Source organism: Shinella sp. GW821-FHT11G07 (assembly GCF_058808115.1).
Genome location: NZ_JBXARJ010000001.1, coordinates 66,328 through 88,938, shown reverse-complemented (window position 1 = coordinate 88,938; position 22,611 = coordinate 66,328). Strand labels below are relative to the sequence as shown.

The 22,611-nt window shown below is 63.5% G+C and carries 20 protein-coding genes, 1 pseudogene and 1 riboswitch; of the genes and pseudogenes, 14 read left to right on the top strand and 7 right to left on the bottom strand.

The features are described from left to right. Positions 1 to 22 precede the first annotated feature (22 nt). The gene (locus tag AC1RT2_RS00435) at positions 23 to 328 is read right to left on the bottom strand and encodes a hypothetical protein (protein ID WP_150130163.1); all 306 of its coding nucleotides are present in this window, start codon (positions 326 to 328) and stop codon (positions 23 to 25) included. Between the two features lie 173 nt (positions 329 to 501). On the opposite strand from AC1RT2_RS00435, the gene AC1RT2_RS00430 reads away from it, so the two are divergent. From AC1RT2_RS00430 to AC1RT2_RS00420, 3 genes are read left to right on the top strand one after another with little or no spacing between them, the layout of a single operon-like run. After that, entirely contained in the window at positions 502 to 1,263 is a 762-nt protein-coding gene (locus tag AC1RT2_RS00430; RefSeq protein WP_493098436.1) for an ImuA family protein, read from the top strand. Next, positions 1,178 to 2,701, top strand: a complete 1,524-nt coding sequence (locus tag AC1RT2_RS00425; RefSeq protein WP_493098434.1) for a Y-family DNA polymerase — start codon at positions 1,178 to 1,180, stop codon at positions 2,699 to 2,701. Before AC1RT2_RS00430 ends, AC1RT2_RS00425 begins: the two co-directional genes overlap by 86 nt. Continuing rightward, positions 2,698 to 5,979: an error-prone DNA polymerase gene (locus AC1RT2_RS00420; RefSeq protein WP_493098432.1), complete on the top strand. Its 3,282-nt coding sequence runs from the start codon at positions 2,698 to 2,700 to the stop codon at positions 5,977 to 5,979. The genes AC1RT2_RS00425 and AC1RT2_RS00420 overlap by 4 nt, the downstream gene beginning before the upstream one ends. Before the next feature lie 2 nt (positions 5,980 to 5,981). Here AC1RT2_RS00420 and AC1RT2_RS00415 read toward each other — a convergent pair whose 3' ends face one another. After that, positions 5,982 to 7,982, bottom strand: a complete 2,001-nt coding sequence (locus AC1RT2_RS00415) for a CocE/NonD family hydrolase (protein ID WP_493098430.1) — start codon at positions 7,980 to 7,982, stop codon at positions 5,982 to 5,984. A gap of 192 nt (positions 7,983 to 8,174) precedes the next feature. Between AC1RT2_RS00415 and AC1RT2_RS00410 the strand changes: the two are divergent. Further along, positions 8,175 to 9,587, top strand: a pseudogene (locus AC1RT2_RS00410) (NAD(P)-dependent oxidoreductase); the annotation flags it as partial. A gap of 63 nt (positions 9,588 to 9,650) precedes the next feature. Next, the gene (locus tag AC1RT2_RS00405) at positions 9,651 to 10,022 is read left to right on the top strand and encodes a hypothetical protein (protein ID WP_493098428.1); all 372 of its coding nucleotides are present in this window, start codon (positions 9,651 to 9,653) and stop codon (positions 10,020 to 10,022) included. 30 nt (positions 10,023 to 10,052) lie between these two features. Here AC1RT2_RS00405 and AC1RT2_RS00400 read toward each other — a convergent pair whose 3' ends face one another. Genes AC1RT2_RS00400 through AC1RT2_RS00385 form a run of 4 tightly spaced genes read right to left on the bottom strand, consistent with a single transcriptional unit; the run spans position 10,053 to position 14,004 of the window. Continuing rightward, entirely contained in the window at positions 10,053 to 11,171 is a 1,119-nt protein-coding gene (locus tag AC1RT2_RS00400) for a DmpA family aminopeptidase (protein WP_493098426.1), read from the bottom strand. Positions 11,172 to 11,173: 2 nt separating this feature from the next. Further along, positions 11,174 to 12,004, bottom strand: a complete 831-nt coding sequence (locus tag AC1RT2_RS00395; protein ID WP_493098424.1) for an ABC transporter permease — start codon at positions 12,002 to 12,004, stop codon at positions 11,174 to 11,176. Between the two features lie 13 nt (positions 12,005 to 12,017). Continuing rightward, positions 12,018 to 12,920: an ABC transporter permease gene (locus tag AC1RT2_RS00390; RefSeq protein ID WP_493098422.1), complete on the bottom strand. Its 903-nt coding sequence runs from the start codon at positions 12,918 to 12,920 to the stop codon at positions 12,018 to 12,020. A gap of 1 nt (position 12,921) precedes the next feature. After that, positions 12,922 to 14,004 carry an ABC transporter ATP-binding protein gene (locus AC1RT2_RS00385; protein WP_493098420.1) on the bottom strand — a complete coding sequence of 361 codons (1,083 nt, stop codon included), beginning with the start codon at positions 14,002 to 14,004 and terminating at the stop codon, positions 12,922 to 12,924. 163 nt (positions 14,005 to 14,167) lie between these two features. Here AC1RT2_RS00385 and AC1RT2_RS00380 point away from each other — a divergent pair, with 163 nt between their 5' ends. From AC1RT2_RS00380 to AC1RT2_RS00350, 7 genes are all read left to right on the top strand, one after another. Beyond that, on the top strand, positions 14,168 to 15,238 hold the full coding sequence (locus tag AC1RT2_RS00380) for a polyamine ABC transporter substrate-binding protein (protein WP_493098418.1): 1,071 nt from the start codon (positions 14,168 to 14,170) through the stop codon (positions 15,236 to 15,238). A gap of 50 nt (positions 15,239 to 15,288) precedes the next feature. Beyond that, entirely contained in the window at positions 15,289 to 16,143 is an 855-nt protein-coding gene (locus AC1RT2_RS00375) for a MurR/RpiR family transcriptional regulator (protein WP_069062959.1), read from the top strand. A gap of 34 nt (positions 16,144 to 16,177) precedes the next feature. After that, positions 16,178 to 16,409, top strand: a riboswitch (cobalamin riboswitch). 219 nt (positions 16,410 to 16,628) lie between these two features. Further along, complete coding sequence (locus AC1RT2_RS00370) at positions 16,629 to 17,636, top strand: ABC transporter substrate-binding protein (protein WP_493099537.1); 1,008 nt, start codon at positions 16,629 to 16,631, stop codon at positions 17,634 to 17,636. Continuing rightward, positions 17,636 to 18,661, top strand: a complete 1,026-nt coding sequence (locus AC1RT2_RS00365) for a FecCD family ABC transporter permease (RefSeq protein WP_493098415.1) — start codon at positions 17,636 to 17,638, stop codon at positions 18,659 to 18,661. Before AC1RT2_RS00370 ends, AC1RT2_RS00365 begins: the two co-directional genes overlap by 1 nt. Next, positions 18,658 to 19,461, top strand: a complete 804-nt coding sequence (locus tag AC1RT2_RS00360) for an ABC transporter ATP-binding protein (RefSeq protein WP_493098413.1) — start codon at positions 18,658 to 18,660, stop codon at positions 19,459 to 19,461. Before AC1RT2_RS00365 ends, AC1RT2_RS00360 begins: the two co-directional genes overlap by 4 nt. After that, on the top strand, positions 19,458 to 19,910 hold the full coding sequence (locus AC1RT2_RS00355; RefSeq protein ID WP_493098411.1) for a pseudoazurin: 453 nt from the start codon (positions 19,458 to 19,460) through the stop codon (positions 19,908 to 19,910). Before AC1RT2_RS00360 ends, AC1RT2_RS00355 begins: the two co-directional genes overlap by 4 nt. Then, positions 19,910 to 20,686 (top strand): class I SAM-dependent methyltransferase, encoded by a 777-nt coding sequence (locus AC1RT2_RS00350; RefSeq protein WP_493098409.1) that lies wholly within the window; start codon positions 19,910 to 19,912, stop codon positions 20,684 to 20,686. Before AC1RT2_RS00355 ends, AC1RT2_RS00350 begins: the two co-directional genes overlap by 1 nt. A gap of 1 nt (position 20,687) precedes the next feature. On the opposite strand, the gene phnF is transcribed toward AC1RT2_RS00350, so the two are convergent. Further along, positions 20,688 to 21,419, bottom strand: coding sequence for a phosphonate metabolism transcriptional regulator PhnF (phnF, locus tag AC1RT2_RS00345; protein WP_493098407.1), 732 nt, complete (start codon positions 21,417 to 21,419; stop codon positions 20,688 to 20,690). Between the two features lie 92 nt (positions 21,420 to 21,511). Here phnF and phnG point away from each other — a divergent pair, with 92 nt between their 5' ends. Together phnG and phnH are read left to right on the top strand one after the other, a co-directional pair. Beyond that, positions 21,512 to 21,991 (top strand): phosphonate C-P lyase system protein PhnG, encoded by a 480-nt coding sequence (gene phnG, locus AC1RT2_RS00340; RefSeq protein WP_493098405.1) that lies wholly within the window; start codon positions 21,512 to 21,514, stop codon positions 21,989 to 21,991. Continuing rightward, complete coding sequence (phnH, locus tag AC1RT2_RS00335; protein ID WP_493098403.1) at positions 21,991 to 22,611, top strand: phosphonate C-P lyase system protein PhnH; 621 nt, start codon at positions 21,991 to 21,993, stop codon at positions 22,609 to 22,611. The genes phnG and phnH overlap by 1 nt, the downstream gene beginning before the upstream one ends.

Sequence of the window (22,611 nt, the reverse complement as noted above, 5' to 3'; positions counted from 1 at the left end):
GAGCAATTGCTCCCTTGTTTCGTTACCGGTGGCGCAGGCCGAAAAGGTAACCGATGAAGGCGGCACCGGCCAGCGCCGCGAGCGGATTGGTCTGGATGGTGGTGCGCACTTCGTCGCGCAGCGATTCCGCCTTGGCAACAGCAAGCTGGCCGGTGCCTTCAGCGATAAGGCCCGCGGATTCCTTCAGCCGGCTGATTTCGGCCTTCAGCGCTTCGATCTGCTCGTTGACCGTTGCTTCCGCCGCCGCGGCGCGGGCATCTTCCGAAATGCTGTCGCGACCTTCAACGACGCCGAGCGTGCGTTTGCCGGTGCTCTTTTCGTCAGCCATGAACATGTCTCCTGAATTTGATGGAATGGCGAAGGAAGAACTTCCTTCGCGCCAGTTGGTTCCACAGGTGATTCAAACTGTGATCGCTGTAAGGCGGTTTGGCGATTGACTCTCGTGCATCCAATGGAACAAATAGAGAACATAACTCTTTCAATCCGGGAGCTGCCACGCCGATGTCCGCCTTCGCCGCCCGTGCCGTTGTCGCCGACCTGCGCGACCGCATCCGGCAGTTCGATGGCCGTACGGCGCGCGACCGGGCGGTGCTGCCCTTCGGCGTGCCGGAGATCGACGACCGCTTGCCGGGTGGCGGACTGGCCCTTGCGAGCCTGCATGAGGTGTGCGGCGGCGGCAACGACGCGGTGGAGGGTGCTGCCGCCATGCTCTTTGCCGCGGGGATTGCGGCGCGCACCAAGGGGCAGGTGCTGTGGTGCCTGACACGGCCAGACCTCTTCGCACCGGCTCTGGCGCAGGCGGGGCTTGCACCGGGCCGGGTGATCTATGTGGAGGCGGGCGACGAGAAGAGCCTGCTCCTCTGTTTCGAGGAGGGGCTGCGCCATGGCGGGCTCGGCGCGGTGGTGGCGGAAGTGGCGCGGCTGTCGATGACCGCCTCGCGCCGCCTGCAACTGGCGGCCGAAGCCGGCGGCACGCTCGCCATTGCGCTGCGGCGTTTGCGCCACCGGTCGGAGGCGGATGCCTTTACCCAGCCATCCGCCGCGGTAACGCGCTGGCGGGTTGCGGTCCGCCCGTCCGTCACCCTTCCCGTGCCCGGCGTCGGCCGGGCGCAGTGGCATTTGCAACTTGTGCGCTGTCGGGCTGGCGCGGCAGCAGATTTTGACGTGGAGGCCTCCGATGCCGAGGGTCGTATCGCTTTTTCTTCCCGGCTGGCCGATCGATCGCCTGAGACGCACCATGGGCGCTTCGACGCCTCCGCCTGATGCGCGCCTTGTGCTTGTCGGCCGCGAGGGATCACGCCGCATCGTCACGGCGGTGAGCCGGCCTGCCGAGCAGGCGGGCCTGCGCGTCGGCATGGCGCTCACCAAGGCCCATGCGCTTTTGCCCGATGTGATGACCATGCCGACCGATCCCACGGCGGATGCGGCGGCACTCAACCGCCTGGCGCTCTGGGCCTTGCAGCACTACGCACCCATCGTCGCACCCGACCCGCCGGATGGCCTGGTCATCGACACCACTGGCGCCGACCATCTGCACGGCGGCGAAGAACGCATGCTGACCGGTCTCGTCAATCGGCTCGGCGCCTCCGGCATCGCCGCTCGCGCCGCCATTGCCGATAGCTGGGGCGCAGCCCACGCTGCCGCCCGTTTCCGCGCCGATCCCGTCTGCATCATTGCGCCCGGCGCGACGAGCAACATGGTGGCGCCGCTGCCGATCCCCGGGCTCAGGATTCCGCCGGATATCGTGACAGGCCTGCACGTGCTGGGTTTTGCCACGATCGGCGACGTGCTCGCCGTGCCACGCGCGCCGCTCGTGCTGCGTTTCGGCCCACTCCTCGGCCGCCGGCTCAACCAACTGCAAGGCACCATCTCCGAACCCGTCGATCCGCTCCGCGATCCCGAACTTGCCAGTGTGCGAAAAGTCTTCGGCGAACCCATAGGTGCGCCCGAAACCATCGCTCGCTACACGACAAGCCTCGTCCATGACCTCTGTCTGGCGCTGGAAAAACGTGGTCTCGGTGCCCGAAGGCTCGATCTCCTCTTCCACCGCGTCGACAACTCGCTCCAGGCGATTCGCGTCGGCACGGCGCAGCCCGTTCGGGATGAAAAACGGCTCACCCGGCTCCTCTCGGATCGCATCGAGACGATCGATCCGGGTTTCGGCATCGAGATCATGGACCTGACCGCCACGCTTGCCGAACCGCTCGTCCTGCAGCAGGCCGTCTCTTCGCTGATCGAGGAGGAACAGGCGGACATTGCCGGCCTTGTCGACGTGATCGCCAACCGCATCGGCGCGCGCCGGCTTTACCGCATGGCCCCGGTCGAGAGCGATGTGCCCGAGCGGTCCGTCCGCCGCGTCGCCCCGCTTGCCCCGGATGACGGTGCGACCTGGCAGGGCCGCTGGCCGCGTCCGTCGCGCCTGCTCGCCCGGCCGGAGCCGATCGAGGTCATGGCGCTCCTGCCGGATCATCCGCCGGGTGCCTTCACCTGGCGCGGCGTGCGGCGGCTGGTGAAGCGCGCCGACGGCCCGGAACGTATCTTTGGCGAATGGTGGAAGCGCGATGCCGAGCTTGCCGCCGTGCGGGACTATTTTCAGGTCGAGGATGCTTCTGGCGAACGCTTCTGGCTCTTCCGTTCAGGTGATGAACAGCAGGTGACGAACGGTGTTGGCCGCTGGTTCCTTCATGGGGTTTTTGCATGAAACCGCGTTATGCCGAGCTTCAGGTGACCTCCCACTTCTCGTTCCTGCGGGGTGCGAGTAGCTGCGCGGAGCTGTTTGCTCAGGCCAGCGCCCTCGGCATCGAGGCTGTGGCCGTCGTCGACCGCAACAGCCTTGCCGGTGTCGTCCAGGCCTTCAAGGCGGCGCGGGAGCTTCCGCCGGATGTGGCACAGGTACGTCTGGTGGTCGGCTGCCGCCTGGATCTTGTCGACGGCATGTCGCTGCTTGTCTATCCGACCGACCGTGACGCCTATGCCCGTCTCTGCCGTCTGCTTACCATCGGCAAGAAGAGGGCCGGCAAAGGAAAGTGCCATCTCGACTGGGCGGACGTCGTGGAATGGAACGAAGGCCTGCTCGCCGTGCTGGTACCAGACGACGCGGACGAGACTGTCGCCTTTCACCTGCGCCGCCTGCGCGAAACCTTTCGCGATCGCTGTTATATTGCCCTTACGCTCCGTCGCCGGCCAAACGACCAGGTGCGGCTCTTCGACCTCTCCAACCTCGCCACCCAACACCGCGTCCCCACCGTCGTCACCAACGACGTGCTCTACCACGAACCCGGCCGCCGCATGTTGCAGGACATCGTCACCTGCATCCGCCACACCGTCGTCATCGACAATGCCGGTTTTCTGCGCGAACGCCACGCCGACCGTTACCTGAAGCCGCCGACGGAAATGCACCGCCTTTTTGCGCGTTATCCGGAAGCACTTGCCCGCACGCTGGAGATTGTGGAGCGCTGCAAATTCTCGCTGGACGAGCTGCAATACCAATATCCGGACGAGAAGGAGTACGCGCATCTCACGCCGCAGGAGGCGCTGGAGAAGTATACGTGGGAAGGGGCGGCGCTCCGCTATTCCGAGGGACTGCCAGAGGATGTGCAAGCGCAGATCGTCCACGAGTTGGACCTGATCGCAAGGATGCAATATGCGCCTTACTTTTTGACCGTAAACGCCATCGTTCGGCAGGCAAGAGCGATGAAAATTCTCTGCCAGGGTAGGGGTTCCGCGGCCAACAGTGCTGTTTGCTACATGCTCGGCATCACCGCCGTGGATCCACGGGGCAATGGTCTTCTCTTCGAGCGCTTCGTATCGGAGCAGCGCGGCGAGCCGCCCGACATAGACGTGGACTTCGAGCACGAGCGGCGCGAGGAGATCATCCAGTGGATTTACGATACCTATGGACTCAGTCGCGCCGCACTTTGCGCGACCGTCATCAGATATCGCTCTCGTGGCGCCATGCGCGATGTCGGACGTGCACTGGGCATGCCGGAGGATGTGCTGAAGGCGATGTCATCTCAGGTCTGGGGTTGGTCCGAGGACATACCGAAGTCGGAGGTCGCGGACATTGGCCTTAATGTAGATGACAGGCGTATGCGATTGCTCGTGGAGCTTTCTCGTCAGCTCATGGGCGTGCCGCGCCATCTCTCGCAACACCCAGGCGGCTTTGTACTGACGCGCGATCGGCTGGACGACCTTGTGCCTATCGAGCCGGCAGCAATGGACGATCGCCAGGTGATCGAATGGGACAAGGACGACATCGAATTTCTCAACTTCATGAAGGTGGATGTCCTGGCACTCGGCATGCTCTCCTGTATGCGCAGGGCCTTCGAGTATTTGGAGGATCTCAAGGGAATCCGGAAGGGGCTGTGGAACATCGAGCTGGATGACGAGCCGACCTACGACATGATTTCGAAGGCGGACACGCTTGGTACATTCCAGATCGAGAGCCGTGCTCAAATGTCCATGTTGCCGCGACTTAAACCTCGAGAATTCTACGACATCGTCATTCAGGTGGCGATCGTACGACCTGGGCCGATCCAGGGGGATATGGTGCACCCCTATTTGAGGCGGCGGCAGGGACTGGAAAAACCGGATTATCCAAATGATGAGAAATTAAGGAAGGTCCTCGAAAAAACACTCGGTGTGCCGCTTTTTCAGGAGCAGGCCATGCAGGTGGCCATTGTCGGAGCTGATTTTTCGCCCGGCCGCGCCGACCAGTTGCGGCGTGCCATGGCGACTTTCAAGCATACTGGTGGCGTCGATAAATTCCGGCAAGAGTTGATCGATGGCATGACCGAGAAAGGATATCCTTTGGAGTTCGCCGAGCGCATGTGCCGTCAGCTCGAAGGTTTTGGTTCCTATGGCTTCCCGGAAAGCCACGCCTATAGCTTCGCCATTATTGCCTATGCCTCGGCCTGGATGAAGTGCCATCATCCGGACGTCTTTTGCGCCGCGCTCCTTAATTCCCAGCCGATGGGTTTTTACGCACCGGCACAGATTGTGCGCGACGCCCAACAACATGGGGTGGAGGTGCGACCGGTCTGCGTCAATGAAAGTCGTTGGGATTGCACGCTGGAGCCGACGGACAACGAGAAGCGCTTTGCCGTGCGGCTCGGCCTCGGAATGATCAAAGGGCTGAACGACAAGAAGCTGGAACGTTTCTTCGCCGAGCGATCGGAAGAGCCTTTCGTCTCGGTGGATGATCTGTGGCGCCGTTGTGGCCTGCCGGTGGCCGCACTTGTCGAAATGGCAGAGGCGGATGCCTTCCGGCCATCGCTTGGCCTATCCCGACGCGAAGCACTGTGGGCGATTCGGGCGTTGCGCGACGAGCCGCTGCCGCTTTTTGCCGCCGCCGCCCAGCGCGAGGAAGCGGTGATTGCGGAACTCGATGAGCCTGTCGTTTCCCTCCGTCCCATGACGGCCGGCAACGAAGTCGTCGAGGACTATGGCCATGTCGGCCTGACGCTACGAGCCCACCCCGTCAGCTTTCTGCGGGAGGATTTGCAGCGACAAAAAATCCTCTCCTGCCATGTCGCCACAAACCTGCGCGACCGGCAACGGGTCGAGACGGCAGGTGTCGTTCTGGTACGCCAGCGGCCGGGTTCCGCCAAGGGCGTTATCTTCGTGACGATCGAAGACGAGACCGGCATTGCCAACCTTGTCGTCTGGAAGAAGGTCTTTACCGCTTATCGCAGGGTGGTGATGAGTGCCTCTATGCTCGGTGTGAAGGGCTATATCCAGCGGGAAGGGGAGGTAGTCCATGTCGTCGCACAGCACCTGACGGACCTTTCCGGTATGCTCTCGAGTGTCGGCCGCCGTGATGGGCCGTTTCCCCTCCCGCACGGACGTGGAGACGAATTCCACCACGGCAGCCCGCCGCGCGATCCACGCGGCGGGCCAAAGCTCGTCGAGGCGCGCAACCTCATCGATGGATATGGCCATATCGACGAGATTCGCGTCAAATCCCGCGACTTCCACTAGGTCTACATGAAGTCGCGCGCCACCACCTGCTCGAACGTCTTCTCGAAAATCTGCGCCTCATCCTCGAAGGCACGGACGGAGGCCGAGATCAGCCAATCCGTCGCTGTGCAGGCGATGGTTGCCGTCGAAACCGTGCGCACGAACCAGCCGGGGCGCTGCATGTCGCAGGTCCAGATGGAGGTGCCGGTCATCGACAGCGGGTCGTCTTGCCTGATCGACCAGAGTTCGTCGCGCACCTGCCGCGTGGCAAGCCCCGTGCCCGGATGCTCGAAAAGACCGGTATCCTCGTAGATCGAATATTCGGTGAGGCCGTTCGTCAGGTCGCGCTCGACGCCGCGTGCTGTTTCGCCGGGCGCAAGCTCGGTATATTTCGGCAAAGGATCTGGATTAGTCGGCTCGGGGATAGCGACGACCTCATGTGCGCCGAGTTTCGGCAGAGCCAGGCCGAGCGACGCGAGGTCAATCGTCACGCCGGCATCCGTTGGCGGCGGCAGCACCATCGGCCAATAGGCGGTCGAGAGCGACAGGCGGATGCGATGGCCGGCGCGGAAACGGTAGCCCATGGCGTCGAGCACGAGGCGGATGCGGGTCTTCTCGCCCCTCGGCATGGCTTTCGGCTCGGCATTGCCGTCGCGGTGCGCGAGGTTCACGACACCGAAGGTGACGCGCGTCGCGGTGCCGTCCGGATGCACGTCGACGAGGCGGGCGCAGAGATTGCCGATCTCGGCCTCAGTGGAAACATCGAGTTCCAACACCGGCTGGCCAAGGAAGTCCTGGGGCTCGGTGAGCGGCGGCGTCTCGATGATGAGCGAGCCGGCATCGTCGAGGCGCTGATCGAGCGCCATCTCGGCATCCGGCTTCAGCGTGAACCATTCGCCGGCCATGATGCCGGTATCGAGCGGTGATTTCAGATAACGGTCATGCCCGGAAGCCCCGGCAATCGGCATTCCGGGCGTGAGCGTGCCATACTGCTCCACGTAGAAGGTCGCCATGTCCGGCGTCTCCCAAGTATCCTTGGCAATCCAGAAGCCGGGATCGACCTCGCGACGAAGCGCCGGACGGGCGGCGTCCTGGATATAGGCGCGGACCTGTGGGGTGTTTTCCGCACCGTTTTCCTCGCCACGCAGCCAGCGGTTCCACCAGGCGATGGCCTCGGCATGAAAATCCATGCGCGGCTTCGGCCAGGCAAAATGCGGATACTTGTGAACCCAGGGTCCGATCAGCGCCTTGGCCTTGTCGCCCAGCCCCTTGACCGCCTTCAGCGGTGTGCTGCGATAACCATCCGCCCAGCCAGCGATAACAAGCGCGGGCACGGGGAAGCCGGCAAAATCCTCACAAATGGAACCGTGTTTCCAGAAGGCGTCGCGGCGCTGGTGCTGCAGCCATTCCTCCAGGAAAAAAGGCTCGTTTTCCAATCGCTCTAGCCACATGTCCTTCCAGCGGTCGCCGACGATCTCCGGATCGGGAGAGCGGGACTGGTAGGCGAGCATGGTGGCGGCCCAGGAGAGTTGGGCGGAAAGATGCGTGCCGTTCTTGTAGTGAATGTCGTCGTTGTAGCGGTCGACGGTGGAGGCGATGGAGATGACGGCCTTCAGCGCCGGCGGCTTGAGGGCCGCGACCTGCAGGCAGTTGAAGCCGCCCCAGGAGATGCCCATCATGCCCACAGAACCGTTCGACCACGGCTGCGCCGCGATCCAGGCGACGAGTTCACACGCATTGGCAAGTTCGAGCGGCGTGTATTCCCCATCGATGACGCCATCGGATTCACCCGAGCCGCGGATATCGACACGCACGCCGGCAATGCCGGCGGCGGCGAAGACCGGATAGGTCGATTCATCGCGCGGGCTGGTTCCGTCTCCCTTTCGGTAGGGCAGGAACTCGAAGACGGCCGGCACGTGATCCTGTTCCGCGCGCTCCGGCATCCAGATGCGGGCAGCAAGCCGCGTGCCGTCGGCAAGCGTGATCCATTCGTTTTCGATGACGGTGAAGGCACGAGATGTCATGGGCAATCCTCTTCAGCGCCTCTTTATGGAGGGCGTATAGCGGGCGGGCAATACGATGGTTTTGACGTGCCATGTCGCTTTTGCGTGGGGCCACCGCCGCTTGCCCGGCCCGGAAAACTCGCCTACGAAAATGTGGGACGAGCAGGGAGCGGTGCCATGCAGGATCAACAAGCGGGTTCGAACGACAGCACGCGGCGGGATGAGCCGCAGCGCGCCTACAGGATCCTGATCGCCGATCTCGTCGGCCTGCGGTTCGATGCGGAGGGCCGGCCCGATCCGAGCGAAGCCAAGGCCCATATCGAGGCGCGAGGCGGTGTCTTCCATGACGGCGGCTATCAGCGCGAAACCCTCCCGCCGGGCATCCATTTCTTCTACACTCCCGATCTCAGCGCAGAGGTCGAGATCATCGCGCAGACGGCCGATGGCCGGTACGACGCGCTGATTGCCGCCGCCACGTTCATCCCCAAACAGGCGATCTTCCCGCTCGGCGGCGTGCGCATCGGCGCGGGCACCGGCAATATGGGCTCAGCCTCCTGGGGTGGCGGCGATGGCGAGGGCGGCGCCGCGCCGCTGATGAACACGCCTGGCATCAATAGCCGCGCGACGGCGCAGATGGTGATGAAGGCGATCATGAAGGTCACGCCCGATTTGCCGGTCGACCTTCTGCACCAGCGCGTTGCAGCGGGTGATTTCGATACCGGCCGCGACCTCAAGTCCTACCCGACCGCCAAGCTCGAAGGCCGCCGCATGGCGGTGCTCGGTTATGGCAATATCGGCCGCGAAGTGGCGAAACTCGGTCGCGCCTTCGGCATGGGCGTCGTTATCTATGCCCGCGCAAAACACCGGCAATGGATCGAAGCCGAGGGTTTTGACTATGCTGAGACACCGGTGGAGGCCGCCCAGGGCGCCGACGTGCTCTCCGTCCATGTCGGGCTCGGCCGGTTCGATGCGGCGACCCACATCCATGCCAATGCGGGCATCGTTGGAGAGGCGGTGCTATCGGCGATGAACCGAGGCGCGGTCGTGGTGAATTACGATCGCGGTGAGGTGGTCGATATGAGCGCGCTCGACCGGGCGATCGCCTCGGGGCAGCTGCGCCATGCCGCCATCGATGCCGACCTTTTCAAGAACGCGACGAGCGGCGCCTTGAGCGGCCCCATGCAGCCCTATCTCAAGCTCGCCGAGCGGCATCCAGGGAAACTTGAACTGCTGCCGCATGCGGCGGCCGACACGGATCATCCGTCGCGGGTGGCGGGTGCGTGTCAGGCCGTCGACCAGATCATCGACGCCATCCGCTATCGTCGTGTGACCAATCTGAAGGGTGATCTGCCGGAAAATTATGTCGATGCGGGTGCGAAGGTGCCGGCCGGCATCGGACGTGTCACGACCGCAGTGTTGGCGGCGGCGGCCGTCGATCCGCGTTTTGCGGAACTGCATGACATTTCCCGCGAGATTGCCGATACGCTCGAAGCCATCGTGGAAGCGGTGGACGAAGGGATGACACACCAGCCCGCCGATGGCGACGTTTCCGCGCTCACCCATTTGCTGCTCCGCCAGCGCCGCCTGATAGAAGCGCTCGGCCTGGACGGGCCGGCGGGCGGGTAGGGCGCGGAACTTTCGCGCTCACCACAGGTTCCTTCCCTGATACGATATCAAGGAGTGCCAGCCATGACCCATCAGCAAGATGAACGCGGTGATCCGCTGACCCGCACCCATGACCCTGCCCGCAAGCACTATGCCGCGCAGGAGAGCCGTCAGGGCGGCCTTGGCCGGCCTGTGCTGAAGGTGCTCGGCATCAGCCTCGCGCTCGCGCTCCTCGTCTGGGGCGGCGTCGAGATCTGGGGCGAGCGGGTCGACCCCACAAATCCGGTCGATGCGTCGCAGACATCCTCCACCGCAGGTGGGACGCCGACGCAGGATACAATCGACAATACGGTTCCGAGCAGTGGTGAAGCGGTACCGGCAGATCGAGATCCGACCGCGCAGTCCGGCACCGGTGGCGATAGCCAGCGCGTCACGCCGGATGGCACGGCCAACTAAATGGGCGACGGCTGAGCATCGGCCGGCCCCCTAGGGATGCCGGCCGTACTGCTGCATGACGGCTATAAGCTGGTCATGTTTGATCGCATCGATGCGGAAGCGATCATGTGGCGTGCCGCCGCTGTCTTCCGCCGCCAGCATGGCATTGACCACGGCCTCTTCCACGCTATCCACCGCCGCCGTATAAATAGGGTCGAGATGTTCATCGTTGATGATCTCGAGCCCGAGCATGGCAGGGGCCTTGTGCGCCATGGGCTGCGGATTGGCGGTCGAGAAGGCGAGGAAGATATCGCCGGAATTGTTGCCGCCGGGTGTGCCGTTGCGGCCGATGCCGATGGCGGCGCGGCGGGCGAGGCGCTTCAGTTGGTGCGGTGCCATCGGCAGGTCCGTTGCGATAACGACGATGATCGAGCCGCGCTCCTTGAGCTGGCTTTGCGGCGTGTTGTCCTGGAGATGCTTTCCGATAGGCACGCCGCAGATCGTCAACCAGTCGCGCTGGCCGTGGTTGGCCTGAACCAGCGTACCGATCGTGTAGTCCTTGCCGCCGCAGGTGACGACGCGCGATGCAGTGCCGGTGCCCCCCTTGAAGCCATAGGTGATCATGCCGGTGCCGCCGCCGCAATTGCCTTCCGATACGGGGCCGCGCGAGAGGTTTTCAAGGGCCGCGTGCACGTCCGCTTCCGTCACGGGCAGGCCATTGATGTCGTTCAGCACGCCGTCATAGGTCTCGGCGATGACCGGCATCAACCAGAGGAAATCGCCGACCTCGTAGGTCGAGGCGTAGTGCTCCAGCATCCAGCGGGTCGTCGCATGATGGGTGATGCCGACGCCGTGGGTGTTGGTGATCATCACCGGACCCAGAAACGTGCCGCCGTCCTCGATCCAGTGGGTGCCGGTCATCTCGCCATTGCCGTTGAAGCGGTGCACGCCGGCATAAACCGGGACAGGCGTCTCACTTTCGCTATGCGGCAGGATGGCGGTGACGCCGGTGCGCACCGGCAGCTTGCGCCCGGGCCGGGGTGTCTCTTCCTGAATGGTACGGAAGCCCACGGCGATGCCATCGACATCGGTAATGGCATTGAAGGGGCCGGTGCGGCCGGTGAAGGGCAGGCCGAGGGCGCGGGCGCGAGGTTTTGTTGTCTGGGTCATGGTCATTTCTGCCGGGAGCGAAGGTAGAGGCCGAGCGAGGCGATAACGAAGGAGAAGGTCAGCATCATCACCGCGATGGCGTTGATCTCCGGCTTGATGCCGCGCCGGAGCATGGCGAAGATGAACATCGGCAGGGTCGTCACATCGACGCCGGCGATGAAGTAGGTGATGACCAGGTCGTCCATCGAGATGATGAAGGCGAGCAGTGCGCCGCCGACGATACCAGGCAGGAGCTGCGGGAAGACCACCCTGCGGAAGGTCGTCCATTCATTCGCGCCGAGATCGGCCGAGGCGTGCTCCAGCGTGCGGTCCATGCCGGCAAGACGGGCGGAGACGACGATGAAGACATAGGAGATCAGGAAGGTGCACTGGCCGATGATGATGGTCGTGAGGCCGAGGTTCACGCCGGCATTGACGAAGAAGATCAGGAGCGCGATGCCAAGCACGATGTCCGGCATCAGCATCGGCATGAACATGACGACGCGGTAGAAGCGGCGGCCGAAAAAGTCGAAGCGGTAGAGAGCAATGGCGATCGCCGTGCCGAGCACGGTTGCGATGGTCGTCGTGGAGGCGGCGATCATCAGGCTGTTCCAGACGGCCTGCAAGAGCTGGTCGGTCGATTCGATATAAAGCGCGCTTTCCGAAATCGCTGTCTTGAACCCGAGGACCTGGGCGTACCAATCGGTGGTGAAACCGGTCCAGGTCATCATGTTGATCGGGTTGGAATTGAACGAATAGACCGCGATCAGCACCAGCGGGATGTAGATGAAGGCAAAGAAGAGCGCGGTGTAGCCGATGAGGCTGCCGCGGGCGAGCGAGGCGAGGATTTTCATGGACAGTCCTCCCTCAGCGTCCGGTCGCGGCATCGATGCCGCGGCGGCCGGACACGATGACATAAACGAAAAGCAGGACCAGCATGACGGCCATCACCATCATGGCGAGCGCCGAGCCGAACGGCCAGTTGCGTGCCGCGAGGAACTGCTGCTCGATGAGGTTTCCGAGCATCATCACCTTCGCCCCACCAAGGATAGCCGGCACGACGAAATTGCCGAGCGCCGGGATGAAGACGATCACCGCCCCGCCGGCAATGCCGGGCGCTGTCAGCGGCAGGATGATGCGCAGGAAGGTGCGGATCGGCCCGGCGCCGAGATCAAGCGAGGCGCGCACCAGCGTCCAGTCGAGCTTTTCGACGCTGGCATAGACCGGCATGAACATGAATGGGATGAAGATATAGACCATGCCAAGGATGATCGCGCCGTCCGTATAGATCAGCTCCAATGGCCGGGCAATGAAGCCGGTGTTCAACAACACGGAATTCACGAGGCCGGTTTGGCGCAGGATCAGCACCCAGATGAAGAGCCGTACGATGAGGCTGGTGAAGAAGGGCAACGTGATCAGGAACAGGCAAAAATTCTTCCAGCGCTCGGAAAGCCGGCTGATGCAGAAGGCGGCCGGGTAGCAGACGAAGAGTGTCGCAACGACGGTCAGCGCCGCGATCTTCAGCGAGCGCAGGAAGATGGCGATATAGACTGGGTCGAAATCCTCGAACATTGGGTCGGCGAAGCCGAGGATGCGGCCGTAATTGTGCGGATACCAGGTCCATTCCACCCCGCCGTAAAGGCCGGGCGCCAGAAAGCTCGTCACGATCATGATGGCGAGCGGGCCTAGGAAGAAGACCGCGAGGAACAGCGAGACCGGCCCGAGCAGCAGGCCAAGCTGGGCGCGGCGGCGAAGCGCAATCGACGACATGTCAGGCCGCCTCCGCCGGAATGAGATGCACCGCTGCCGGATCATAGGCGAGACGCGCGCGGCGTGACTGTTCGATTTCGCCCACAAGGTTGCGGCGGGTCGCCGGGATTTCCGCGATGACGCGTCGGCCCGTGGCGGTGCGGCCGAACAGCTCGAAGGTGGAACCGACGAAGACGATCTGTTCGAGATCGACGTCTAGGCTCGGCGAGGTATCGCCCGATTGGGCGATAAAGAACTGTTCCGGGCGGATGAGCGCGGTTGCGGTGCCCATTGTCTCCGCCTTGGCATGCGTGATGGAGAGGCCGTCCGCCGTTAGCAGCTGTCTGCCGATCGCTTCGCCCTCGAAGAGGTTGCTGGCTCCGACGAAGGTGGCAACAAAGCTGTTCTTCGGTTGGTCGTAGATGGCGCGCGGCGTGTCGAGCTGCTGGATGCGGCCGCCGGACAGAACGGCGACGCGGTCCGACATGGTCAGCGCCTCCTGCTGGTCATGCGTGACGAAGATGAAGGAGATGCCGAGCTCGTGCTGCAGCGTCTTCAACTCGATCTGCATGGCCTGCCGCAGGTTTTTGTCCAACGCGGATAGTGGCTCGTCGAGCAGCAGCAGTTTCGGGCGGGCAATGATGGCGCGGGCGAGCGCCACGCGCTGCTGCTGGCCGCCGGAAAGCTGGCGCGGCTTGCGGCCCTCCATGCCTTCGAGGCCGACCATGCGCAGGGCGTCGGCGACGCGCTTCATGCGTTCTGCCTTTGCAACGCCGGCCACTTCCAGCGCATAGGCGGTGTTTTCGCCGACCGTCATGTGCGGGAACAGCGCGTAGTTCTGGAAGACCGTATTGACCGGCCGACGATACGGCGGCCGGTCGGTGATGTCTTCGCCGTCGATCAGGATGCGGCCGGCATCAAGCTCGACGAAGCCGCTGATCGCCTGGAGCAGCGTGGTCTTGCCGCAGCCGGATGGTCCGAGCAGCGTCAGGAATTCGTTGCGCGCGACATCGAGGTCGATCGCGTCCAGCGCCGTGACCGTCTGGCCTTCGGGCGTGGCAAAGGCCTTCGCCGCCTTCTCCAGGCGGACTATGGAATCTCGCATCGTCGTTCCCCATTATGTTATAAAAATAACGCTTGTGCGATTTGGATATCTGGATACCATTTACGCATCCAAGTCAACGGCCGACAGAAGCCGGGACGGGAACAGACGGCGCAAAGGAAAGCGCCGGGGCCTCGACGGGCCAAACCATCAGAGGAGACTATCGATGACAAAATTTGATCGTGCCGGCGCATCCGGTCTTCGCGCATTGGCGCGCAATACCGCCTTCTCGCTTGCCGCCCTCGTGGCAAGTGCGGGCATGGCAGGTGCCGCCGAACTCAACGTCTACAACTGGGGCGAATACATCAATCCGGAGGTTCTGAAGAAGTTTGAGGAGGAGACCCAGATCAAGGTCAACCTCTCGACCTATTCCTCCAACGAGGAAATGCTGGCGAAAATCCAGGGCGGCGCCACGGGCTATGACGTGGTCTTCCCGTCGGTGCACATGCAAGACATCATGGCCAAGCTCGACCTGCTCGAGAAGACCGACATCAACACCTATGAAGGCTTCAAGAACATCGATCCCGCCTTCTTGCGTGCGAAAAGCGACCCGAAGGGCGAATATTGCCTGCCCTATGCCTGGGGCTCGGTCGGCATCTTCTACAACCGCACGATCCTCGGCAAGGACATCACCGGCTGGAAGGATTTGATCGAGACGGTCAAGGCCAAGGGACTGAAGTTCACGCTGCTCGACGACATGCGCGAAGTGCTCGCGGTCGGCCTCATGTTGAACGGCCACAAGATCAACTCCACCGATCCGGCCGAATTGCAGCAGGCGGCGGACACGATCATCGCCATGAAACCCGACGTCGCGGCCTTCACTTATGACACGCGGCCGATGGTGCAGTCCGGCGACGTCGCGGCCGGTCATTTCTTCGTCGGTGCCATGGTCGATGTCTTCGGTAACGAGAAGGACCTCGGCTACGTGATCCCGGAAGAGGGCGCGACCATGTATCAGGAGGATGCCTGCGTGCTGAAGAGCGCGCCGAACAAGGAAAACGCCATCAAGTTCTTACAGTTCTATACGCGTCCGGAGATCGTTGCGCTGAATGTCTCGCAACAGACCAACGGCACGGCCAACGTTCCGGCGCGGCAATTGACCCCGGAAAAGATCAAGAATAGCAAGGAGATCAATCCATCAGCGGAAACGATGGCGCGTCTCCAGATCTTCGAAGATCTCGGCCCCGCGCTGCGCCAGCTGGACCGAGTCTGGACGAAGGTGAAGACCGCGCAGTGACAGCGCTGGCCCGCCTGTCTCCGGATGGGCGGGCTTCGAGGAGGAGCGACGTGTCGAAACGCATTGTGAAGCTCGTACAGTCCGATGACCTCCGGCGGTCCAAGTCCGACAAGCTGATCGCCAACTATATCGAGCGCAATATCGCCGATCTGCCTTTCGAGACGGCGCGTTCCATCGCCCAGCGCCTCGAACTTTCGCCGATGACCGTCGGCCGCTATCTGCGCCGCATGGGTTTTGATGGCCTTGATGAGTTGAAGGGCGAACTGCGGCATGGCAGTTCCAACCCCGCCTGGCAGGTCAAGGGTCAGGTCGACCGGCTGGAACAGGACCGCAAGGAAGGCAAACTGCTCGCCGGCCTCATCCAGCAGCAGATCGACAATCTTGGGCAGATCTACGAAATCACCACCGCGCCGGAATGGCAGCAGACGATCGACGCGCTCATCGGTGCCAGCGAGGTCTATGTCGCGGCCTACCAGAATGTGCGCGGCATCGCCCAGTATTTTGCGAGCCAGCTTTCCTATACCCGCTCGCGCGTCCAGTTCGTCGATGGCGTCAACGGCACCTATGCCGAAGTGCTCGACGGTTCCGTCGAGGGGCGGCTGCTCTTCCTGCACGACGTGCGCCGCTTCGCCGCCAAGGCGCGACCGCTGGCGCTGGAGGCGCGGCGTGCCGGCGTCAAGGTCGTGCTGCTCACCGATGAATTCTGCCCCTGGGGGCCGGAGGTCTCCGACATCTGCCTCGTCGTACCCGGCTCCCATGGTCCGCTGTGGGATGGTGCCGCCACCATGACGGCCGTCATGGACCTCATGCTCAGCAACATCATCGTCGTGATGGGCGAGGCGGTGAGTGAACGCGTCGATACGCTGACCCGCCTGCAGGATGTCTTCGGGGATTTCGAGACCTGACGGCTATCGCGCCTTGACGCTGCCGAGTGGCGCGGACTAAGGATGGGCCGACGGTTCCCTGACGGATGACTCCCAGGGGATTAATAGGGAACACGGTGCGGACGACCCAACAGGGACCCATTCCGTGGCTGCCCCCGCAACTGTAGGCGGATTGCCGCCTGTCCTCGGACGCGTTTATGCGTCATGCCACTGCGGTTTTCCGCGGGAAGGCAGACAGGCAGCAGATATCCGTGAGCCAGGAGACCTGCCGTCATAGCAACAATCCAAGTCACGGGCGGGGATGCCCGGAACGGAGACGCCATGACGATTTTCGCTGCCACCCCTGGCAGATATCTACTCGCTTTCTCCCGACCGCAATCGATCCGCTCCTGTTGGTGCGTCGGCTAGGCTTCTGCCTGCCGCCGTGTCCCTCCGCGCCTTTTGCGCAGTCCTTCATTCGGGAGAAACCCATGACCATCTTTGCCGCGGCCTCACGTGCCGCCCCTCTGCTTTCGTTCGTTGCCGGCACGGCAGCTTTTGTTCTCTCCTCGGGTGCGGTCCACGCCGCCGAAACCCAGTATCCGCTGACGTTCGAGAATTGCGGCCGTCCGGTCACCTTCGAGAAGGCGCCGGAGCGTGCCGTCTCACTCGGCCAGAGTTCGACCGAAATCCTCTACCTGCTCGGCGTCGGCGACCGCATGGTCGGCACCGCGGTCTGGATCGGCCCGGTTCTGACCGGTTACGAGGAGGCCAATGCCAAGGTCGAGCGCCTTGCCGACAATGATCCGAGCTTCGAGAGCGTCGTCGCCAAGAAGCCGGACCTCGTGACGGCGCAGTTCCAGTGGCATGTCGGCCCGGAAGGCATCGTCGCGACGCCGGAACAGTTCGAGGAATTGAAGATCCCCGTCTACACCTCGCCAGCCGATTGCATCGGCAAAGACAATACCGGTGGCGGAGACGGTGTGCGCAAGACGGTCTTCACCATGGACCTTATCTACAAGGAAATCAGCGAACTGGCGCAGATTTTCAATGTACAGGATCAGGGCGAGAAGGTGATCGCCGAGCTCAAGGCCCGCGAGGCCGCGGCCCGCAAGAAGATCGCCTCTGCCGACGGCAAGCTGTCCGCCGTCTTCTGGTTCTCCAGCGCCGAACTCGACATCGACCCCTATGTCGCCGGCCGCAACGGCGCGCCGGGCTACATCCTGTCCGCGCTCGGCATCAAGAACGTCATCGAGAGCGACGAGGAATGGCCGACCGTCGGCTGGGAAACCGTTGCCAAGGCCGATCCGACGATCATCGTCGCCGGCAAGATGGAACGCCGCCGCTTCCCGGCCGATGACGTCGCCGTCAAGCACAAGTTCCTGAAGGAAGATCCGGTCGCCAGCCTGATGCCGGCGGTCAAGAACGGCTATGTGGTCGACATGGACGCCCAGGCGATGAACCCGACGATCCGCACCATCGAGGGCATCGAAGTGCTCGCCGACGCGGTCGAAAAGGCTGGCCTCGCCAAGTGATGGCAGATCGCCCCCTCTTGCTCCGGACGGGCGCCGCTTTCGCGGCGCTCGTGCTCCTGCTTGCCGCACTCGGTGTGGGCGCGGCGGTTGGCGAGACGGCAATCCCGCTCGATGTCGTGGCCAAGACGGTGGCGAACCGTCTTTGGCAGGCGGGTTATGCGCTGGAGCCGATCGACGAGGGCATCATCTGGAACTACCGACTGAGCCGCGCCGTGGTCGCCGCCTGCTGCGGCTCGGCATTGGCGCTTTCCGGCGTGATCCTGCAATCGCTACTGCGCAATGCGCTGGCCGATCCTTATATTCTCGGCATTTCGGCTGGTGCCTCGACCGGCGCCGTCGCCGTCGCGATCCTCGGCATCGGTGCCGGCATGCTGACGCTGCCGATCGGCGCTTTCATCGGCGCGCTTGTCGCCTTCGCTCTGGTCAGCGTTCTGGCCGTGCGCGCCGGGCGCGGCACCAGCGCGATCATTCTGGCAGGCGTCGCTGGCTCCCAGCTGTTCAACGCGCTCACCTCGTTCATCGTCACCAAGGCGGCCAATGCCGAGCAGGCGCGCGGCATCATGTTCTGGCTGCTCGGCAATCTTTCCGGCGTGCGCTGGCCGGATGTCTGGCTGGCGCTGCCGGTCGCGCTTGCCGGCCTGCTCGTCTGCCTCTGGCATGCCCGCGCGCTGGACGCCTTCACCTTCGGAACCGAATCGGCTGCATCGCTCGGCATACCGGTGCGCCGCGTTTACGTCGTGCTGATTGCCATTTCCGCGTTGATGACGGCCGTCATGGTCTCGATCGTAGGCTCGATCGGCTTCGTCGGCCTTGTCATTCCCCATGCCGCCCGCATGGTCGTCGGCGTGCGCCACGGCTTGCTGCTGCCGGCCTCGGCGCTGATCGGCGCTATCTTCATGATCGCCGCCGACGTGCTGTCCCGCGTCATCATTCCCGGCCAGGTGCTGCCTATCGGCGTCATTACGGCGCTGTTCGGTGCACCGGCCTTTGCGCTCATCCTAAGTCAGAGGAGATCGGCGCTATGACACTGGTTGCAAAAGGACTTTCCTGGTCGGCGGGTGGCACGAAAATCCTGTCGGATGTCTCGCTCGACGTGCGCCCCGGCGAGTTTCTCGGCATCATCGGCCCGAACGGATCCGGCAAGACCAGCCTGATGGCGCTCATCGCGGGCATCCGCAAGCCGCAGCGTGGCGAGGTGACGCTGGACGGCAAACCGCTTTTGGCGCACGGGCGGCAGGCGATCGCGCGGCGCATTGCCTTCGTCGAACAGCAAGCGGAAACGACGGAACGCATCACGGCGCGCCAGGCCGTCGAACTCGGTCGCACGCCCCATCTGGGCGCGCTAACACCCTGGTCGAAGGCGGATGATGCCATCGTCGACCGGGCTCTGGAAGAAGTGGACATGGCGCATTTCGCCAACCGTCTCTGGCACACGCTGTCCGGCGGCGAGCGCCAGCGGCTGCATATTGCCCGTGCGCTTGCCCAGCAGTCGCCGATCCTGCTGCTCGACGAGCCGACCAACCATCTTGACATCGGCCACCAGATCGGCCTGCTCCAGCTCGTGCGTGAACAGGACCTGACCGTGGTCGCAGCGCTTCACGACCTCAACCATGCCGCCATGTTCTGTGACCGCATCGCCGTGATGCAGGCAGGACGCATCGTGGCCCTCGGCGCGCCCGCCAAGGTGCTGGAGCCGCAGCGTCTGCACGACGTGTTCGGCGTCACCGTCGATATCGAGCGCGACAGCGTCGGCGGCTGCTTCATCCGTTACCGCCGGCCCAATCCGCGACCGGCCAAACTCAAGCTCGTTGCAGAGGCAAGATGAAAATCCGGCTCCTTCTCGCCACGGCCGTGATGGCCGCTTTTCTTCATTCTCTTCCGGCCGCCGCCGAGACGTTCAAGGTCGAGATGCGCAACCGTGGCGAAAAGGGCTCGATGGTGTTCGAGCCGGATTTCTTAGCGATCAAGTCGGGCGACAGCATCAAATTCATTGCCACCCATAAGAGCCACAATGCCGCGAGCATCGACGGCATGGTTCCGGAGGGCTATGCCGGTTTCAAGGGCAAGATCAACGAAGAGATCGAGGTCACCTTCGACCAGCCGGGCTTTTACGGCATCAAGTGCTCGCCGCATTTCGGCATGGGCATGGTCATGCTGGTGAAGGTCGGCGAGGCGGAGTTGACGGATGCGATCCGCACGGTCGAGGTACCGGCCCGCGCCCGGCCGCGCTTCGACGACCTTTTTGCCCGCGTGGATGCGGGCGAGGGGAAGTGATGCACGGCACGCTTTCCAACAGCAATCTCAAGGAAGACATCCGAGACTACTGGTCGCGCCGCTCGGAGACCTTCGACCTCGCCTTCGGTCACCGCATTCCGCAAGGGCCGGAATTCGACGCCTGGGCTGCGGCAATCCGTGAACGGCTCGGCCCGGAGCCGCGTCACGTGCTGGAGCTTGCCTGCGGTACTGGCGAGGTGACGCGCCTGCTGCTCTCGCTCGGCCATGAGGTGACGGCACTCGATTTTTCCGAAGCGATGTTGGCGGTTGCGCGGGAAAAACATGCCGGCGCTAAAAACCTTCGCTTCCTGCTTGCCGATGCGGAAAACCCGATGGAACCGGACGAGAGCTATGATGCGATCGTCTGCCGTCATCTCGTCTGGACTTTGACCACGCCGGAACAGGCCTTTGCCGAATGGTACCGCATGCTGAAACCCGGCGGCATGTTGCTGTTCTTCGATGGCGACTGGGCAGCGCCCACCCGGCTCGGCCGGCTAGCGAGCCGCGCCATTGCCATCATCGACAGGTTTGCCGGCGTCGATCCGTTCTATGACGGCGCGATGAGCGACCGGCACTCCAGCATTATGGAGCGTCTGCCGTTTGGCGACGGCCTGCGCGTCGAACGCGTTTTGCCACTGCTCGAAGCGCTCGGTTTTCGGGATATGACGATCGGCTCCCACGCGCCGATCGCGGCAGCGCAGCGCCGTACGGCTGACCTGCGCAACAAGCTGCGCACGCTGCTTTACCGCCGCTTCATCCTTTGCTGCCGAAAATAGTCTAGCCGAGCTCCGGTTCCACCGTCAGCTTGACCCGGTCGGCGGCAAAGCGCGTGCGGGAGAACTGGATAGGCGTGCCGTCGAGGTCCGTATTGACGGCCGTCGCCACCAGGATGATTGCGCCGGGCGAGAGTTTCAGGTGCCGCATGTCGTCGCCCTCCGCATGGATGGCGGATATTTCCGTTGAACGACGCACGTAATCCGGCACACCGAGTTCGCGGAAGGCAGCGGTGACGGAGCGTGTCCGCTCGTAGATCGCGCCAATCTCGGCGAAGCGGTCGGCCGGGAAATAATGAGTCCCGCGCGAGATCGGCCGTTTGTCGGCGCTGTTAACGGTTTCCATCCGCACGCAAGGCGTGCCTGCCAGCAATCCCAGCGCTTCCGCGACGACAGCGGGTGCGAGCTCCGTCATCGCCTCCAGCAATTTGCCTTCGATATCGCGTGTCTGATTGCCAAGGCCCTGCGAAAAGCGGGTGCGCCGCGAGATCGGGAAGCGCAGGCGGTCGCGACGCTCGATGCGCGTGCCGATACCCTGGATCGGCCGAACGATGCCTTCTTCCGCGAGTGCTGCAAGCGCACTGCGCACCGTGTGCCGATTTACGCCGAAGCGGCTCGCCAGCACCACTTCCGGCGGCATCATGTTGGTTTCGTCGAAATCCCCGTTGTTGATCGCCAGCCGCATGCGGTCCGCGATCTGTCGCCAGAGGGCGACGCCCGATTGCCGCTCTACCATTTTGTGCCTGTCATACCCTTGTCACGCGCCCCCGTTAAGACAAGACTTAGATGTTCGGTTGTCTAGATTAATAGACATTTGGAGAAATGACAATGGCATCACTACAGAAATCTGCCGAAGCCACCGCGAAGGACGCGGGCGGCGAGCGGCAGAGGGCGATGGGCCTGCTTGCGAAGGCAAGCCGGGCCGAGTTGCAGGCAGCCTGGGATGCGCTCGGCGAAAAGCCGACGGTCCAGCCGGTGCGCGGACCGGAAACCGGCCTCGTCATGGTACGTGGCCGTATCGGTGGCGGCGGTGCGCCGTTCAATCTCGGCGAGGCGACGGTGAGCCGCGCCAGCATCCGCCTCGACGACGGCACGGTCGGTCACGGCCAGGCGCTCGGCACCGATGGCGCAAAGGCGCGCCTTGCGGCGACCTTTGACGCGTTGTTCCAGCAGCCAGCCCGCAAAGCCGAAGTCGAGACGCTGCTCGATGCCGTGGCCGCCCGCGTTGCCAAAGAGGACGCCGAAAAGGCCCGCCAGACGGCGGCCACCCGCGTCGATTTCTTCACCATGGTTCGGGGAGAGGACTGATGTCACTCGATACGCTCGCCTTTGCCGGCGGTTTTCAGAAGCCGGTGTTCGAGGCGCAGGCCGTCTTCCGCACGCTGATGGATTGCATGGCCCGTCCCGGCACGATCGGGCGCGTTGCCGCGACCGTGACGCCGCCCGCACCGCTCAACGCTACCGCTGGTGCAGTGGCGCTCACGCTCTGCGATCACGACACATCGATCTGGCTGACGCCGGTGCTTGCCAAGTCGGCGCTGCCCGGCTGGCTCGCCTTCAATGCCGGCGCGACCGTGACGGAAGAGCGGCAGGACGCCCGTTTCGCCTTCGTGGAAAAGGGCGCAATGCTGCCCAATCTCTGCCTGTTCGCCCAGGGCACGCAGGAATATCCGGATCGTTCGACGACGCTCGTCGTCGAAATCGAGGCCTTCGAGGGTGGTCGGCCGCTGGTGCTGACCGGCCCGGGCATCCGCACGGAAGAAGAGATCGCGCCGATCGGCCTGCCGGACATGTTCCCGCATTTCTGGTCCGAGAACCGGCAGGGTTTTCCGCGCGGCGTGGATCTGATCCTCGTTGCCGGTGACGGCATCCTCTGCCTGCCGCGCACCACCGTTCTTCGCGTCAAATCCGCCGCAGGGGAGGCCTGA